An 18,105-nucleotide genomic window follows, 5' to 3' on the forward strand; every position below is an offset into this window, starting at 1 on the left:
CCTACCGATGGCCAACGAAGAGCGGTTGCGCTACTTCCTCAAGCGGGTCACCGCCGACCTGGAGACCGCCCAGGAGCGTATCCGGCACCTGGAGGTACGCGCCGACGAGCCGATCGCGATCATCGGCGTGGGCTGCCGGTTCCCCGGTGGCGTGGACTCCCCGGAGTCGCTGTGGAACCTGGTCGCCGGGGACGGGGACGGCATCACGCCGTTCCCGTCCGACCGGGGCTGGGACACCGAGGCGCTGTACGACCCCGACCCGGACAACCCCGGGACGTCGTACGCCGCCGAGGGCGGGTTCCTGAGCGGGGCGGGCGACTTCGACGCCGGCTTCTTCGGGATCAACCCTCGCGAGGCCCTCGCCATGGACCCGGCGCAGCGCCTCCTGCTGGAGGTGTCCTGGGAGGCGATCGAGCGGGCCGGCATCGACCCGGCGTCGCTGTCCGGGTCGCGGACCGGCGTGTTCGCCGGCACCAACGGTTCGGACTACTCGGCGATCCTGATGGGTGCGTCCGAGGGCCTGGAGGGTTACCTCGCCACCGGTAACGCGGGCGCTGTCATCTCCGGTCGGGTGTCGTACGCGCTGGGTCTGGAAGGGCCGGCGGTCACCGTCGACACGGCCTGCTCGTCGTCGCTCGTCGCGCTGCACCTGGCGGCGCAGGCGCTGCGGGCCGGTGAGTGCTCCCTCGCGCTGGCCGGCGGTGTGACAGTGATGGCCACCCCGTCGCTGTTCGTCGGCTTCTCCCGTCAGCGTGGTCTGGCGGCCGACGGCCGCTGCAAGGCGTTCGCCGGTGCGGCCGACGGGACCGGCTTCGCCGAGGGCGCGGGCGTGCTGCTGGTGGAGCGGCTCTCCGACGCGGTCCGCAACGGTCACCGGGTGCTCGCCGTGGTGCGCGGCAGCGCGGTCAACCAGGACGGTGCGTCGAACGGGTTGACCGCCCCGAACGGGCCGTCGCAGCAGCGGGTGATCCAGGCCGCGTTGGTCGACGCCCGACTGTCGGCGGCCGACGTCGACGTGGTGGAGGCACACGGCACCGGCACCACGCTGGGCGACCCGATCGAGGCGCAGGCGGTGCTGGCCACCTACGGCCAGGACCGGCCCGCCGACCGGCCACTGTGGCTGGGGTCGGTGAAGTCGAACATCGGGCACACCCAGGCCGCCGCCGGTGTCGCCGGGATCATCAAGGTCGTCGAGGCGCTGCGGCACGAGACGTTGCCCCGGACGCTGCACGTGGACGAGCCGACGCCGCAGGTGGACTGGTCGGCGGGTGCGGTGGAACTGCTCACGTCGCCGCGCCCGTGGGCGGCGGGGGAGCGTCCGCGCCGGGCGGGGGTGTCGTCGTTCGGGGTGTCCGGCACGAACGCTCACGTGATCATCGAGGAGCCGCCTGCCGCGCCGGTCGACTCGCCGGTCGTCACCGAGCCGAATGTGCCGTGGCTGCTGTCGGCGGCAGCGCCGGAGGCGCTGCGCGGGCAGGCCGAGCGCCTGTCCCGGGTGACGGCGGACCCGGCGGCGGTGGCGTACTCGCTGCTGTCCACCCGGTCGGTGCTGAGCCACCGGGCGGTCGTGCTCGGCCCGGATCATGCCGTCGGGCTGTCCGCCCTCAGCGACGGCCTGCCGTCGAGTTCGGTCGTGTCCGGTACGGCCCACCCGGACGCGGGTGTGGTGTTCGTCTTTCCCGGCCAGGGTTCGCAGTGGGTCGGCATGGCGGTGGGGCTGTTGGATGCGGAGCCGGTGTTCGCGTCCCGGATCGCGGAGTGTGCGGCGGCTCTGGCGCCGTTGGTGGACTGGAACCTGTTGGACGTGTTGCGCTCGGATGACCCGTTGGAGCGGGTGGATGTGGTGCAGCCGGTGTTGTGGGCGGTGCACGTCGCGTTGGCCGAGGTGTGGAAGGCCAAGGGGGTGATCCCTGATGCGGTGATCGGTCATTCGCAGGGGGAGATCGCGGCGGCGTGTGTGGCCGGGGTGTTGTCGCTCGGTGACGCGGCGAAGGTGGTCGCGTTGCGGAGCAAGGCGCTGCTCGCGTTGTCGGGCACCGGTGGGATGGTGTCGGTGAGCGCCGGTCTGGACGTGGTGACCCCGTTGCTGACCGAGGGTGTGAGTGTCGCGGTGGTCAACGGTCCGACCAGTGTCGCGGTGGCGGGTGCCGACCTGGACGCGTTCCTCATGGCCGCGGAGGCGGCGGGGGTGCGGGCCAGGCGGGTGAAGGTCGACTACGCGTCGCACTGCGCGCTGGTCGAGCCGGTGCAGGCGGAACTGGCCCGTCTGCTCGACGGGGTGCAACCGATGCCGGGGTCGGTGCCGGTGTTCTCGACCGTCGAGGACGGCGGGGCAATGGACGCCGGGTACTGGTACCGCAACCTGCGGCAGCCGGTGCGGTTGGACCTCGCTGTCGAGGCCGCGCAGGCGGCCGGGCACCGGATCTTCATCGAGGTCAGCGCCCACCCGGTGCTCACCGGCGCGATCGAGGCCACCACCGTCGGTACGCTGCGCCGTGACGAGGGCGGCCCCGAGCGATTCGTGCGGTCGGTGGCCGAGGCGTGGGTGCTCGGCGCACCCGTCGACTGGCACACGGTCATCCCGACGACCCGGGTCGTGGACCTGCCCACCTACGCGTTCCAGCACCAGCGTTACTGGCCCACCCCCGGCGCTGCGGCGAGCCTGGCCGACCCGGTGGACAGTGAGTTCTGGCGGGCCGTCGAGAACGGCGACCTCACCCCGCTGGGCATCACCGGCGACGGCACCGAGCTGCTGCCCGCGCTGACCGCCTGGCGTCGCCGCGCCCGCCAGCACCACATCCTCGACGACTGGCGGTACCGGATCACCTGGCAGAGCCGGACCACCCCGGCCGAGACCACGGCCACCGGCACCTGGCTGGTGCTGCGCCCCACCGGCGAACCCTGGTCGGACGCCGCCGAGGACGCCCTCCGGCAGGCCGGTGCCCGGACCGTACCGGTGAGCTTCGCACCGGGCCCGGTCGACCGGACCACCGTCGTCGACGCGGTGGCCGCCCACATCGGAACGACACCGGTCGACGGGGTGCTGTCCCTGCTGTCGCTGCCCGCCACCGACGCCGCCGACGCGGTGCACGACGCGTCCACGCTGCTGCACGGGCTCGCCGACACGGGCGTAACCGCCCCGCTCTGGCTCGCCACCCGGTCCGGTGTCCGGGTCGGCCGATCCGACGCCGCCCCGGCACCCACCCAGGCGGCGCTCTGGGGCTTCGGCCGGGTCGTCGCGCTCGAAGAGCCGCACCGCTGGGGTGGCCTGGTCGACCTGCCGGCCGAGCCCGACCCCCGCTCGGCCGCCCGGCTCGTCGCGGCACTCACCGGCGGCGACGACGAGGACCAGTTCGCCGTCCGCGCCTCGGGCCTCTACACCCGCAGGCTGACCCGCGCCCCGCAGAGCGGCACAACCGACTGGTCGCCGTCGGGCACCGCGCTGGTCACCGGCGGCACCGGTGCGATCGGCGCGCACACGGCCCGCTGGCTGGCCCGCAACGGCGTCGAGCACCTGGTGCTGGTCAGCCGGCGTGGCCCGGACGCCCCCGGCGCCGACGACCTGCGCGCCGAACTGGAGCAGGCCGGCGTCCAGGTGACGATCGCCGCCTGCGACATCGCCGACCGGGACGCCCTGCGCACGGTCGTCGACGGCCTGGCGGACCTGACCTCGGTCTTCCACACCGCCGCAGTCCTGGACGACGGCACGCTGGGCAGCCTCGACCGGTACCGCGTCGAGCGGGTCCTGGCCCCGAAGGCCACCGCCGCCCAGCACCTGCACGACCTCACCCGGGACCGGGACCTGAGCGCGTTCGTGTTGTTCTCCTCGTTCGCCGGCACCCTCGGCAACGCGGGACAGGCCGCCTACGCCGCCGCCAACGCGTACCTCGACGCCCTCGCCGAGCAGCGGGCCGCCGACGGTCTACCCGCGACCTCGATCGCCTGGGGTCGCTGGGGCGACGGTGGCCTCGCCGAGGAGGCCGTGCGTCGGGAGCGACTCAGCCGAGGCGGCCTGGGCGCGATGGACCCGGAGCTGGCGCTCACCGGCCTCGCCGACGCGATCGGCGGCGGTGAGCCGGTGCTGGCCCTGACCGACGTCGACTGGGAGCGGTTCGCTCCCGGCTTCACAGCGGTACGCCCCAACCCGAGCCTCGCCACCATCCCGGAAGCCGCCGCGACCGCCGGCACCGACCCGTCCGGCGACCTGACCCGGCAGCTGCTGTCGATGACCGCCCGCGACCGTGGCATCGCGCTGGTCGACCTGGTCCGTGGGCACGCCGCCGCGGTCCTCGGCCACTCCGGCGCGGACAGCGTCGAACCGGAGCGCGCCTTCCGCGACCTCGGCTTCGACTCGCTCACCGCTGTCGAGCTGCGCAACGCGCTCGCCGCCGCCACCGGCCTGCGGCTACCCGCCACCCTGATCTTCGACCATCCGAGCGCCCTCGCCCTCGGCACCCACCTCAGCGGTCTCCTCGGTGCCGACGGGGATGCCGGCCGCGACGTCCCCGCCGGCACCGCCGACCCGGACGTCCCCACCGGTGCCGCCGACCAGGACGACCCGATCGTCGTGGTGGGCATGTCGTGTCGCTTCCCCGGCGGCGCGGACAACCCCGACCAGTTGTGGCAGCTCGTCCGCGACGAGGTGGACGCGATCTCCACGTTCCCCGCCGACCGTGGCTGGGACGTGGACAGCGTCTACGACGCCGACCCGGACAACTCCGGCACCAGCTACGTCCGCGAGGGCGGCTTCCTCTACGGCGCCGCCGCGTTCGACAGCGAGTTCTTCGGCATCTCGCCCCGCGAGGCCCTGGCCATGGACCCGCAGCAACGGCTCCTGCTGGAGACCGCCTGGGAGGCGTTCGAGCACGCCGGCATCGACCCGTCGACCGCCCGCGGCGACCAGGTCGGCGTCTTCGTCGGCTCCAACGGCCAGGACTACGGCGCGCTGCTCTACGGCTCCACCGAGGGCGTCGAGGGGCACACCATGACCGGCAACGCCGGCAGCGTCGCCTCCGGCCGGATCTCCTACGCGCTCGGCCTGGAAGGACCGGCCGTCACCATCGACACCGCCTGCTCGTCGTCGCTCGTCGCGCTGCACCTCGCCGCCCAGTCGCTACGTCGCGGCGAGTGCCGGCAGGCCCTCGCCGGCGGCGTCACGGTGATGGCCACCCCGGGCCGGTTCGTCGAGTTCAGCCGCCAACGCGGGCTCGCCGCCGACGGCCGCTGCAAGGCGTTCGCCGACGACGCCGACGGCACCGGCTGGGGCGAGGGCGCGGGCATGCTGCTGCTCGAGCGCCGATCCGCGGCGCTGGCCGCCGGCCACCAGATCCTCGCCACCGTACGCGGCAGCGCGATCAACCAGGACGGCGCGTCGAACGGGCTGACCGCCCCGAACGGGCCCGCCCAGCAGCGGGTCATCCGGGCCGCCCTCACCGACGCCGGCCTGCGACCCTCCGACGTGGACCTGGTCGAGGCGCACGGCACCGGCACCCGACTCGGCGACCCGATAGAGGCCCAGGCCCTGCTCGCCACCTACGGGCAGCACCGACCGGCGGACCGCCCGCTGCGGCTCGGCTCGATCAAGTCGAACATCGGCCACACCCAGGCTGCCGCCGGTGTCGCCGGGGTGATCAAGGTGATCCAGGCGATGCGGTACGGGGTGCTGCCCCGAACACTGCACGTGGACCGACCGAGCGCCGAGGTGGACTGGGAGTCCGGAGCGGTCGCCCTGCTCGACCGGTCCCTGCCGTGGGAGGGCGTCGGACCGCGCCGGGCCGCCGTGTCGTCGTTCGGCATCAGCGGCACCAACGCCCACGTCGTGCTGGAGGGCGACCCGGTCCCGGCAGCGCCGGCCCCCGCCCCGAACCCGCAGCGGCCGTGCACGTGGCTGCTCAGCTCGCGTACCGAGGAGGGGCTTCGGGACCAGGCCGGGCGGCTGCTCGGCCACTTGGACGAACACCCGGGGCTGGACCCCTACGACGTCGGGTTCTCCCTCGCCACCACCCGTACCCAGCACCGGCACCGGGCCGCGGTGTCCGGCCGCGCCGAGCTGGCGGCGCTGGCCGCCGGAGCACCGGGTCCGATCACCGGGGCGGTGGTGCGGGGCAGGACGGCGTTGGTGTTCTCCGGTCAGGGTTCGCAGCGGACGGGCATGGGTTTGGAGCTGGCCGCCACCTACCCGGTGTTCGCCGAGGCGTTCGACGCCGCCTGCGCCGAGTTGGATCTCCACCTGGACCGGCCGCTGCGCGCGGTGATCGCCGACGGCGACGAGCTGGACCAGACGGTCTACACCCAGGCCGCCTTGTTCGCGGTCGAGGTCGCGCTTTACCGCCTGGTGGGCGTCACCCCCGACTACCTGGTCGGCCACTCGATCGGGGAGATCGCCGCCGCCCACGTCGCCGGTGTGTTGACCCTCGCCGACGCGGCGAAGCTGGTCACCGCGCGCGGCCGGCTGATGCAGGCGCTACCCGCCGGTGGGGTGATGGTCGCGGTACGGGCCACCGAGGCCGAGGTGCTGCCGCTGCTGGTCGACGGGGTGTCCGTCGCGGCCGTCAACGGCCCCCGCTCGGTGGTGCTGTCCGGTGCCGCCGACGCGGTGGCCGCCGTCGCCGCCCACTTCGACAAGTCCAAGGCGCTGACCGTCAGCCACGCGTTCCACTCGGCGCTGATGGAGCCGATGCTGGCCGAGTTCGCGTCGGTCGCCGCGCAGTTGGCGTACGCGCCGCCCCGGATTCCGGTCATCTCCAACGTGACGGGGCGGATCGCCGAGACGCAGGACGCGGCCTACTGGGTGCGGCACGTGCGGGAGGCGGTCCGCTTCGCCGACGGCATCACCACCCTGGAGGGGCTGGGCGTCACCACGTTCGTGGAGATCGGCCCGGACGGCGTGTTGTCGGCGATGGGCGCGGACTGTGTGACGGACGCGGTGTTCGTACCGCTGCAACGATCCGACCGGGACCAGCCCACCGCGCTGCGCGCCGGGCTCGCCCAGCTCCACGTCCGGGGCGTCGCGGTGGACTGGGTCGCCGTGCACCCCGGGGCGCGGCGGGTCGACCTGCCCACCTACGCCTTCCAGCGGCAGCACTACTGGCCGGGGGCGGTCTCCTGGGCCGCACCCACCGGCTCCGACGACGAGCACCTGTGGGACCGCATCGAACGCGCCGACCTCGCCGGCATCGGCGCCGAACTGGCCCTGCCGCCGGACGCCACCCTCCCGGCGGTAGTGCGGGCACTCTCCGACTGGCGGCGACAGGCCCGGCGCAGCTCGACGATCGACGGGTGGCGCTACGGCGTACGGTGGCGGCCGCTGTCCTCGACCGGTACGCCCACCCTGACCGGCACCTGGCTGCTGGTCGGCACCCCCGACCAGCCCACCGCCGACCTCGCCGCCGTGCTGCGCAAGCACGGCGCGGCGACCGGAACGGTCACGCTCACGCCGACGGACCTGACCCGCGCCGGCACCGCCGCGCGGATCGGCGCGGCCCTCGACGAGTACGGCCCGGTGCACGGCATCCTGTCCCTGCTCGCCCTCGACGAGGACCCGCACCGCACGCACCCGATCCTGACCAGGGGCGTCGCCGGCACGGTGATCCTGGTGCAGGCCCTCGACCAGCTCGGCGCCACCGCTGCGGTGTGGAGCGTGACCCGTGGGGCTGTCGCGATCGGTGGCTCGGAGCGGGTCGCCGCGCCCGCCCAGGCGCAGGTCTGGGGTCTGGGCCGGGTCGCCGCCCTGGAGCAGCCACGGCTGTGGGCCGGTCTGGTCGACCTGCCGCCGCTGCTCGACGACCGCGCCGGTTCGCGGCTCTGCGCCGTGCTGGCCGGGGCCGGTGCCGGTGGCGGCGAGGACCAGGTGGCGATCCGCGCCTCGGCGATCTTCGGCCGTCGCCTGGTCCGCCACCCCCGCGGCAGCACACCGGGCCCGCAGTGGCGTCCACACGGCACAGTCCTGGTCACCGGTGGCACCGGTGCGCTGGGCGGGCGGGTCGCCCGGCTGCTCGCCGAGCGGGGAGCCGAGCACCTGCTCCTGCTCAGCCGCCGGGGCGCCGACGCGCCCGGGGTGGCCGACCTGACCGGCGAGCTGACCGCTCTCGGCGCCCGGGTCACCGTCGAGGCCTGCGACGTCGCCGACCGGGACGCGCTGGCCGGCGTGCTCGACCGCGTCCCCGCCGGCCTGCCGCTGACCGCTGTGGTGCACGCCGCCGGTATCGGCACACCCGGATCGCTGCGGGACACCGACCTGGACGAGTTCGCCGCCGTGGTCCGCGCCAAGATCGCCGGCGCGGTGCACCTGGACGCGCTGCTCGGGGAACGGCCGCTCGACGCGTTCGTGCTCTTCTCCTCCATCGCCGGGATCTGGGGCAGCGGCGGGCAGGGCGCCTACGCGGCCGCGAACGCGTACCTCGACGCCCTCGCCGAGGCGCGGCGTGGTCGCGGCCTCGCCGGTACCGCGGTGGCCTGGGGCCCCTGGGGCGACGGTGGAATGGCCGAGGGGCCGGCCCAGGAGCAGTTGCGCCGTCGCGGCCTGCCCGTGATGAACCCGGAGTCGGCGATCGAGGCGCTTGCCGCCGCCATCGACGACCGCGAGGTGGCGCTCGCCGTCGCCGACGTCGACTGGGCGCGCTTCGCGCTGCCGTTCCAGGCGGTCCGCTCCGGTCGGCTGCTGGACGAGATCGACGAGGCGCGGGCCGCGCTCACCGCCGGTGCGCCGGGGGCCGAGAGCGCCGCCGACGCCGACGCCCTGCGCCGCAGCCTGACCGGCCTGCCGGCGGCCGAGCGGGAGCGGGTCGTGCTCGACCTGATCCGCAAGAACGCCGCGACGGTGCTGGGGCACACCGCCCCCGGCGGTGTGGACGTCGACCGCGGCTTCCTGGAACTCGGCTTCGACTCGCTGACCGGGGTCGAGCTGCGCAACGCGCTCTCCGCCGAACTCGGCCTGCCGTTGCCCGCGACGCTGATCTTCGACTACCCGTCACCGCTGGTCCTGGCCGAGCACGTCCTCGACCAGTTGGCCGGGCCGGAGGCGGCCGGTGACCCGCAGGAGGAGCAGGTCCGGCAGGTCCTGTCCCGGATCCCGATGGAACGGCTGCGTGCGGCCGGCCTGCTGGACACCCTGCTCGGCCTGGCACAGACCGGGCCGGAGGCGCCGGACGCGCCGCCGGCCACCGATGACGACGGTGAGGACCTGGCCGAGCTCGACGTCAGCGAGCTGGTCCGCCTCGCCCTCGACGGCACCGAGAGCTGACGGGGAGTAGACGATGGCCACGAGTTACGACGAGGTGGTGGCGGCGCTGCGTGCGGCGCTCGCCGACAACAAGCGACTGAAGCAACGCGTCGCGGCACCGGCGGCCCCGCCCGCACCCGAACCGATAGCGATCGTCTCGACGGGCTGCCGGCTGCCCGGTGGTGTCCGCGGCCCCGAACAGCTCTGGGACCTGGTGTCCGAGGGCCGGGACACGATCGGCGAGTTCCCGTCCGACCGCGGTTGGGACCTGGCCGCGCTGTCCGAGCTCAGCACCGCCGGTTCCGGTGCCTTCCTCTACGACGCCGGTGACTTCGATCCGGGCTTCTTCGGCATCTCGCCGCGCGAGGCGATCGCCATGGACCCGCAGCAGCGGCTGCTCCTGGAGATCGCCTGGGAGACCTTCGAACGGGCCGGGATCGACAAGGCCACCGCCCGGGGCAGCCGTACCGGGGTCTTCGCCGGGACCAACAACCAGGACTACACCGGTGTGCTGGTCGCCGCCCTGGCGCAGGGCTTCGACGGGCACCTCGGCACCGGCAACTCGGCCAGCGTGGTCTCCGGGCGGATCTCGTACACGTTCGGTCTGGAGGGGCCGGCGCTGACCGTGGACACCGCCTGCTCGTCGTCGCTGGTCGCTGTCCACCTGGCCGCCCAGTCGCTGCGCGACGGCGAGTGCGACCTGGCGTTGGCCGGTGGAGTCGCGGTGATGGCCACCCCGTCGGTCTTCGTCGAGTTCTCCAAGCAGGGTGGACTCGCCGCCAACGGCCGGTGCAAGTCGTTCGCCGCCGCCGCCGACGGCACCGGCTGGGGCGAGGGCGCCGCGATGGTGCTGCTGGAACGGCTCTCCGACGCCCGCCGCAACGGTCATCCGGTGCTCGCCGTGCTGCGCGGCAGCGCTGTCAACCAGGACGGCGCGTCCAGCGGCCTGACCGCCCCGAACGGCCCTGCCCAGCAGCGGGTGATCCGGGCCGCGCTGGCCAACGCGCGGCTCACCGTGGCCGACGTGGACGTGGTGGAGGCGCACGGCACCGGCACCCGGCTGGGTGACCCGATCGAGGCGCAGGCGCTGCTGGCCACCTACGGTCAGGACCGCCCCGCCGACCGGCCGGTGTGGCTCGGCTCGATCAAGTCGAACATCGGCCACACCCAGGCCGCCGCCGGGGTCACCGGCATCATCAAGATGGTCGAGGCGATGCGGCACGGCGTACTGCCGGCCACCCTGCACGTCGACCGGCCCACCCCGCAGGTCGACTGGTCCGCGGGCGCCGTCGAACTGCTCACCTCGTCGCGTCCGTGGCCCGCCGAGGGGCGGCCCCGCCGCGCGGCGGTCTCCTCGTTCGGCGTCAGCGGCACCAACGCCCACGTGATCCTCGAACAACCGGCGGAGGCGGAGAACCGGATCGCCACACCGGGCAGCCGTGCCACCCACGGCGTCCTGACCTGGCCGGTGTCGGCCCGCGAACCCGCCGGGCTGCGCGCCCAAGCGGCGCAGCTCCTGGCGTACCTGCGCGAGCACCCCGGCGTGGACCCGGCCGACGTGGCCGGGTCGCTGGCCGTCACCCGCTCGCACTTCGAGTACCGGGCGGCGGCGGTCGGCACCGAGATGGACGCCCTGACCGCGGCGCTGACCCGGATCGCCGACGGTACCGACCCGGGTGACCTCGCGGCGACCCGGCCGCAGGTGGCCTTCGTCTTCTCCGGCCCGGGCGCGCAGCGGGCCGGCATGGGCCGCGACCTGTACGCCGCCTTCCCGGTGTTCGCCGAGGCGTTCGACGCGGCGTGCGCCGAACTCGACGTACACCTGCACCGGCCGATCCGGGAGGTCGTCCTCGACGACGCGGCGGCCCTGGACCGGACCGAGTACGCCCAGGCGGCGCTGTTCGCCGTCGAGGTCGCGCTGTACCGCCTGGTCACGTCGTTCGGTGTGGTCCCGGACCAGCTCATCGGCCACTCCAGCGGCGAGATCGCGGCGGCGCACGCGGCGGGAGTGCTGTCGCTGCCCGACGCGGCGGCGCTCGTCGCGGCGCGAGGCCGGCTCACCCAGGCTCTCCCGCCCGGTGGCGTGATGGTCGCGGTCCGGGCGACGGAGGCGGAGGTCCGGGAGGCGCTCGCCGGATTCGAGGCGGTGGCGTCCGTCGCCGCGGTGAACGGACCGAAGTCGGTGGTGGTGGCCGGCGCGGCGGAGGCCGTCGAGCAGGTGGTCGCGCGGTTCGGCAAGACCCGGAAGCTGGACGTGGACCGCGCGCTGCACTCGCCGCTGATGGCGCCGATGGTCGCGGACTTCGCCCAGATCGTCGGTGGGCTGACCCATACCCCCGCTCGCATTCCGGTCATCTCCACGGTGACCGGCGACGTCGCCGCGTTCGACGCGGACTACTGGGTCGACCAGATCCGCGCCACCGTCCGCTTCGCCGACGGCATCCGGACCCTGCACGAGCGGGGCGTCGGCGCCTACCTGGAGATCGGCCCGGACGCGGTGCTCACCCCGCTGGGCGTCGACTGCGTCGAGGGCGCCGACAAGGACACCGCCCCGCTGTTCGTCGCCGCCCAGCGCCGCGCCGGGGACGACGTCGAAGCCCTGGTCACCGCGCTCGCCCGGCTGCACTGCCGGGGCGTACGACTGGACTGGCCGGCGCTGCTGCCCGGCACCGCGCGGGTCGACCTGCCCACCTACCCGTTCCAGCGGCAGCACTACTGGCCGGCACTGGAGCCGGTCACGATGCCGGCCGCGACGCCCTCCGCCGAGCAGCCGCCCACCGGGTCGGCGGCGCCGGTCCTGTCCCGGGACTCCACGTTCGAGGAGGTCCGCGACCTCATCCGGCTGGAGACCGCCGAGGTTCTCGGCTACTCCGGCATCGAGTCCATCCGTCCCGGCCGGGACTTCCTCGAACTCGGCGTCGACTCGGTGATCGGGCAGGAGATCCGGCTACGTCTCAACAGCGCCACCGGCCTGACCCTGCCGCCCGGTCTGCTCTTCGTCCACCAGGACCCGGACCGGTTGGCCCGGCACCTGATCGCGGAACTGGCCGGGACCACGCCGGACCTGCCGGCCGCCACCCTGGACGCGCTGTTCCGGCAGGCGCGGCAGAACGACGACCTGCACGGGTACACGACGCTGCTGATGCGGCTGGCCGGGTACCGGCCGAGCTTCACGGCCGACGACGTGGACGCGGGGCGCGTGGCCGTACCCGCCCTGGCGCGCCTGGCCGAGGAGGGCGGCGGCCCGCGGATCATCGCGTGCTGCACCACCTCGCTGATGGCCGGTCCGCAGGAGTACGCCCGACTGGCCGGCGCCCTACGCGGCCGGTACCGGATGTCCGCCCTGGTCAACCCCGGTTACCAGGCGGACGAGCCGGCCCCCGCCGACCTGGCCTCGGCGTTGCGCCTCCAGGTCCGGGCGATCCGCGAGGACGTCGGCGCCGAGCCGTTCATCCTGCTCGGACACTCGGCCGGCGGTCTGGTCGCCAACGCCCTCGCCGCCGAGTTGGAGGCCGGGGGAGTCGGACCGGCCGCCGTGGTGCTGCTCGACTCGTACCCCCCGGCCGACGCGGTGCTCGGCCGGTGGATACCCGAACTGCTCGACGGCCTGGACCTGGACGCCGCGGCGGTGCCCGACGAGCGGTACCTCGCCTGGGCGTCCTACATCCGCCACTACGGCGACTTCGAGCCGTTGCCCAGCAGCGCACCGACCCTGCTGGTCCGCGCCGGGGAGCCGCTCGGCACGGTGCCGGAGGACCGCGACTGGCGGCCGACCTGGCAGCACCCGCACACGATGGCGGACGCCACCGGAAACCACTTCACGATGCTCGGCGACCACGTCGGTCGCACCGCCCAGACAGTGCACGACTGGCTGACCACGACCCTGTGAAACGGAGACTTCGATGACGATCACGACAGCTACCGTCGACACCAGCCTGTGGCTGCGCCGGTTCCACCCGGCGCCCGACGCGCCGGTGCGCCTGGTCTGCCTGCCGCATGCCGGTGGATCGGCCAGTTACTATCACCCGGTCTCGCGCGCCCTGACCGGCGTCGAGGTGCTCGCGGTGCAGTACCCCGGCCGGCAGGACCGTCGCGCCGAGCCGTGCATCGACACCGTCCACGGCCTGGCCACCCGGGTCGCGGAGCAGGTCGCCACCCTCGCCGACCGTCCGATCGCCCTGTTCGGCCACAGCATGGGTGCCTCGGTCGCCTTCGAGGTGGCCCGGCTCCTCGAGGAGGACGGCATCGTCCTGAAGCACCTGTTCGCCTCCGGGCGGCGCGCGCCGTCGCGCCACCGTGAGGAGCACATCCACCAGCTGGGCGACAACGGCCTGATCGCGGAGATGCGCCGGCTCAACGGCACCGAGGGCAAACTGCTCGACGACGACGAGCTGATCCGGATGATCATCGGGGCGATCCGCAACGACTACAAGGCGGCGGAGACCTATGTGTACCGTCCCGGTCCGCCGCTGTCCTGCCCGATCACGGTCCTGACCGGCGACTCGGACCCGAAGGTGACAGTGGACGAGGCCGATTCCTGGCGGACGCACACCACCGGCCCCTACTCGATGAAAGTTTATAGGGGTGGTCACTTCTACCTGAACAACCACCAGACGGACATACTGGAGACCATTGTGGATCGCCTGACGTCAGGCTGACGACGACGCCGGCTTGACCAGTCCGAGACTTCCGGAGGTACCAGTGACAACCCCGACACCCACGCCGGCTCTGCGGCTCATCGGGCTGTCCAAGGCATTCGGTGACAAGCGCGCCGTCGATCATGTCGACTTGGAGGTTCCGGGCGGCTCGTTCTTCGGGCTGGTCGGTCCCAACGGGGCCGGCAAGACCACATCGCTGTCCATGGCCGTCGGGCTGCTGCGCCCGGACAGCGGTCGCGCCGAGATCTTCGGTGTCGACGTCTGGGCCGACCCGGTCCGCGCCAAGGAGCTGATCGGCGTCCTCCCCGACGGCCTCGGTATGCCGGAACGGCTCACCGGCCGGGAGGTGCTCACCTACCTGGGTCTGCTGCGGGGCATGGAACCCGAGGCGGTGGCCGAGCGCAGCCAGGAGCTGCTGGAGGTCCTCGAACTCGACCGGGCCGACAGCACCCTGGTCCTGGAGTACTCGACCGGCATGCGGAAGAAGATCGGCCTGGCCACGGCGTTGCTGCACGCACCGAAGCTGCTGGTCCTGGACGAGCCCCTGGAGGCCGTCGACCCCGTCTCGGCGGCGACGATCAAGGTGATCCTCCAGCGGTTCGTCGCCGCTGGCGGCTCGGTGGTCTTCTCCAGTCACGTCATGCCCGTCGTCGAGCAGCTCTGCGACCACGTCGCGGTGGTCACCGGCGGTCGGGTGGTCGCCTCGGGGCCGCTCGACGAGGTCCGCGGCGGCAGCTCCCTGGAGAACCGGTTCGTCGACCTGGTCGGCGGCCAGCCGGTGAGCGCGGGGGAGCTGTCATGGTTGGCATCCTGATCCGGATGAAGCTGGCCGTTCTGCGGCACTCGATGACCGGGCAGCGCGCCGCCGACATGATCGGTGGCGGCGTGCTGGGCCTGGTTCTCGCCGGCGGCACGATCTGGCTCGCCCTGCGCGACTGGCCGGTCGACGGCCTGCCGCTCGACCTGGTCGGCGCGGCGTTCGCGATCTGGATGATCGGCTGGCTGTTCGGCCCGGTGCTGTTCGGTGGCGGCGACGAGACGCTGCGCCCGGAACACCTGGCGTTGCTGCCGATCCCGCCACGCCGGCTCGCCTTCGGTCTGCTCGCCGTCGCGTTCGTCGGCGTCGCCCCGGTGGTCAGCCTGGTGGCCTTCACCGCGCTGATCGTCGTGGCCCTTCCGGTCGGTGGCGCCGCCGCGCTGATCGCGGTGCCGGTGGTGTTCCTGCAGCTGTTGTTCGTGGTGCTCGCCTCCCGGTTCGTCACCGCCGCGCTCAGCACGCTGATGCGCGCCAAGATCGGCGCGGTGCTGGCCGCCGTGATCAGCGGCGGCATCCTGGCGCTCACGCACACCGGCTGGGTGCTCAAACCCACCATCCAGTACGCCCTCACCGCCGGCTTCCCGGACAACCTGGCGGACTGGGTGCGTCGGCTGCCGTCCGGCTGGGGCATCGTCGCGGTGGAGGCCGCCGGACGTGGTGACTGGCTGCTGGCCGCCGCCGTGCCGGCGGGGTTCGCCGTGCTCAGCGTGCTGGCCATGCTCGGTTGGTCCGCGTTGCTGGTCCGCCGGCTCAGCCACCGCAGCGCCAGCGGCCGGCCGGCCCGGGGCCGAACCGCTGCCCAGCAGATCCGGGGTGGCGGCACGCGAGCCGTCGTGGGTCGTGAGCTGCGCACCGCGTCCCGCGACCTGATGCGCTTTCACTACCTGGTCTTCTCGCTGGTCTACGCGTTCGCGTTCTGCCTGCTGCCGCTGATGGTCGACCTGCCGATCTTCGTACCGTTTATCGGTGTCGCGTTCGGCATCTGGGCCGCCGCCATCTCCGCCAACCTGTACGGCGAGGACGGCACGGTGATCTGGCAGACCGTGCTCACCCCGGGGGCCGCCCGCCGGGACGTCCGTGGCCGGCAACTCGCCTGGCTACTGCTGACCGCCCCGGCGGTCGTGGTCCTCAGCGTCGTACCCACAGTGCTCAGCGGCCAGACCTGGGCCTGGCCGTGGCTGGCCGCTCTGGTTCCGGCCCTGCTCGGCGGCGGCGCCGGCGTCATCGTGCTGATCTCGGTGCTGCGGCCGGTGCCGATGACCGACCCGCACAAGCGCAGCGGCAACCTCCTGGAGAACGGCACCGACTTCACCCAGGTGCTGCTCATGCTGGTGCTGGTCGCGGCCACCGCCGCCCCCGCCTACCTCACCGTCCGCTACGGCCCGGACTGGGCGGGCGCCGGAGTCGGCCTGGTCACCGGCGTCGTGCTGGCCTGGCTGCTCGGCGACTTCGCGGCCAAGCACCTGGAGGCCACCGGCCCCGACCTGCTCGCCACCATGCGGGCCGCCACCTCCCGCAAGAGCAACCTCACCGGCGACGTCGACTGGGACCAGATCACCGCGTCCCTCGGCGGGGTGGATCTCGGCGAGAGTCGCCTCGGCATCGAGAAGGCGTCGCCGGCGCGCCGCGCCGCCGTCTACGTGTGCTTCACCGTCTGCTGGGTCCCGCTGATCGCACAGGGTGTGGTCCCGGCGATCCTGAAGTACAGCGACCCCGACCGCGACTCGTGGTTCGTGGCCCGGCTCGTCCCCGAGGCGCTGCACTGGCCGGTCGTCGGCGTGATGGTCCTGCTCGGCCTGGGTCTCATCGCCGCGGGCTTCCACCAGCTGCGGATGGGCCGCGCGGAGAGCCGTCAGGCGACGGTGGACCGTGCCGGCCTCGCCGCCCCGGTGGTGACCCGGCAACCCGAGAAGGTGGACGAGCTGAACCACTGAGCACGACGAGGAAAGGGCTCGGCCACCGAAGTTGCCGAGCCCTTTCGGGTGCCTGACGTCACCAGGCGACGGGCAGCTCCCGCACACCGTAGATCAGGGACTCCGAGCGCAGCGGGACGTCGTCCGCCGACCCGTGCAGGCGCAGGCCGGGGAAGCGGGTGAGGAGGGCCCGCAGGGCGATCCGGAGCTCCGCGCGGGCGAGCTGCTGACCGATGCACAGGTGTACGCCGTGACCGAAGGCGAGGTGCTGGTTGCCGGTCCGGGTCACGTCGAAGACCCCCGGGTCGGCGAAGCGGGACGGGTCGCGGTTGGCGGCGGACAGCGACAGGCTGACGCTCTCACCGGCGCGGATGAGCTGACCGCCCACCGGCACGTCCTCGGTCGCCAGGCGGGTCACGCCGAACTGGAACGTCGGCAGGTAGCGGAGCAACTCCTCGACGGCGTCCGGCACCCGGTCCAGGTCGGCGCGCAGGACGGCCAGCTGCTCGGGGTTGGTGAGCAGCGCGAACACGCCGAGGCTGAGCTGGTTGGCGGTCGTCTCGTGGCCACCGACGAGCAGCAGCATGGCGATGCTGGTCAGCTCCTCGTCGGTGAGCGGCTCGTCGTCCGAGTCGTGGATCAGGCCGGAGATCAGCGCGCCGTCCGGCTCGTCGTGTTTCGCCGCGACCAGGGCCGCCAGGTACTGCCGCAGGTTCCACGCGGACATCCCGACCTCCATCGGGGTGGCGTCGGTGCGCAGCATCGCCGCGGTCAGCGTCTGGAACTGCTCGCGCTCGGCGTACGGGACGCCCAGCAACTCGCAGATGACCAGCGAGGGAATCGGCAGGGCGAAGTCCCGGACCAGGTCGGCGGGCGGGCCGGCGGCCTCGATCGCGTCGAGACGGTCGGTCACGATCTCGGAGATCCGCGGCTCCAGGGCGCGGACCCGGCGCATGGTGAACTGACCCATCAGCATCTTGCGGTAGCGGGTGTGGTGCGGCGGGTCGACGTGGATGAAGAACGCCGGGTCCGGTGGGAGCTGCTTGGCCTCCTCCGGGATCACCTGGATCGGGTTCGACGCCTTGAGGATGTCCGCGCTGAACCGGGTGTCGGCGAGCACCGCGCGGACGTCATCGGCCCGGGTGACCAGCCAGCCGACCGACCCGTCCGCCATGATCAGCGGGCTGACCGGGTGCTCCTCGGCGCGCTGGAGAAGTTCGTCAGGTGGAGAGAACGGACACTTGCCGCGCTGGCGGGGCAGCGGAGCCGGCTCCCCGGTGCCCGATCCGGCCGGGGCGGGATGTTGCGTCGCACTGGTCATCGTCACCACTCATTTCCGCATGGACATTGCCTCCACGATAGGAAGAACGGGCGTTCGGGAAATGCGCCGCGACCCGGATCGGGGGTCGATCCAGGGGGATAGGGGCCGTCATCCACTGTGGCCCGCGCCCGGGGTGCGGTGCAGCCCGTAGGGGTGTCCGGCCTCCACCGACGCTC

The 18,105-nt window shown here is 73.4% G+C and carries 5 protein-coding genes and 1 pseudogene; 5 read left to right on the forward strand and 1 reads right to left on the reverse strand.

Translation table 11 applies throughout. The features are described 5' to 3' along the window. Positions 1-7 precede the first annotated feature (7 nt). From O7614_RS14410 to O7614_RS14430, 5 genes and pseudogenes are all read left to right on the forward strand, one after another. Positions 8-9,241 (forward strand): type I polyketide synthase, encoded by a 9,234-nt coding sequence (locus O7614_RS14410; RefSeq protein ID WP_278138957.1) that lies wholly within the window; start codon positions 8-10, stop codon positions 9,239-9,241. Positions 9,242-9,254: 13 nt separating this feature from the next. Then, positions 9,255-13,109: pseudogene (locus O7614_RS14415) on the forward strand (alpha/beta fold hydrolase); the annotation flags it as partial. A 13-nt stretch (positions 13,110-13,122) separates the two neighbouring features. Further along, a complete protein-coding gene (locus tag O7614_RS14420) occupies positions 13,123-13,878 on the forward strand; it encodes an alpha/beta fold hydrolase (RefSeq protein WP_278138958.1) in 756 nt (251 codons plus the stop codon). Between the two features lie 43 nt (positions 13,879-13,921). Beyond that, positions 13,922-14,692: an ABC transporter ATP-binding protein gene (locus O7614_RS14425; RefSeq protein WP_278138959.1), complete on the forward strand. Its 771-nt coding sequence runs from the start codon at positions 13,922-13,924 to the stop codon at positions 14,690-14,692. Next, entirely contained in the window at positions 14,677-16,629 is a 1,953-nt protein-coding gene (locus O7614_RS14430) for a hypothetical protein (protein ID WP_278138960.1), read from the forward strand. Before O7614_RS14425 ends, O7614_RS14430 begins: the two co-directional genes overlap by 16 nt. A 58-nt stretch (positions 16,630-16,687) precedes the next feature. On the opposite strand, the gene O7614_RS14435 is transcribed toward O7614_RS14430, so the two are convergent. Beyond that, the gene (locus tag O7614_RS14435) at positions 16,688-17,929 is read right to left on the reverse strand and encodes a cytochrome P450 (RefSeq protein ID WP_278138961.1); all 1,242 of its coding nucleotides are present in this window, start codon (positions 17,927-17,929) and stop codon (positions 16,688-16,690) included. Positions 17,930-18,105 lie beyond the last annotated feature (176 nt).

This window comes from Micromonospora sp. WMMD961 (genome assembly GCF_029626145.1).
GTDB lineage: Bacteria > Actinomycetota > Actinomycetes > Mycobacteriales > Micromonosporaceae > Micromonospora.

Coding starts and splice junctions, on each gene's coding strand:
- O7614_RS14410 (WP_278138957.1), top strand. CDS start 8: ATGGCCAACGAAGAGCGGTTGCGCTACTTCCTCAAGCGGGTCACCGCC.
- O7614_RS14420 (WP_278138958.1), top strand. CDS start 13,123: ATGACGATCACGACAGCTACCGTCGACACCAGCCTGTGGCTGCGCCGG.
- O7614_RS14430 (WP_278138960.1), top strand. CDS start 14,677: ATGGTTGGCATCCTGATCCGGATGAAGCTGGCCGTTCTGCGGCACTCG.
- O7614_RS14435 (WP_278138961.1), bottom strand. CDS start 17,929: ATGACCAGTGCGACGCAACATCCCGCCCCGGCCGGATCGGGCACCGGG.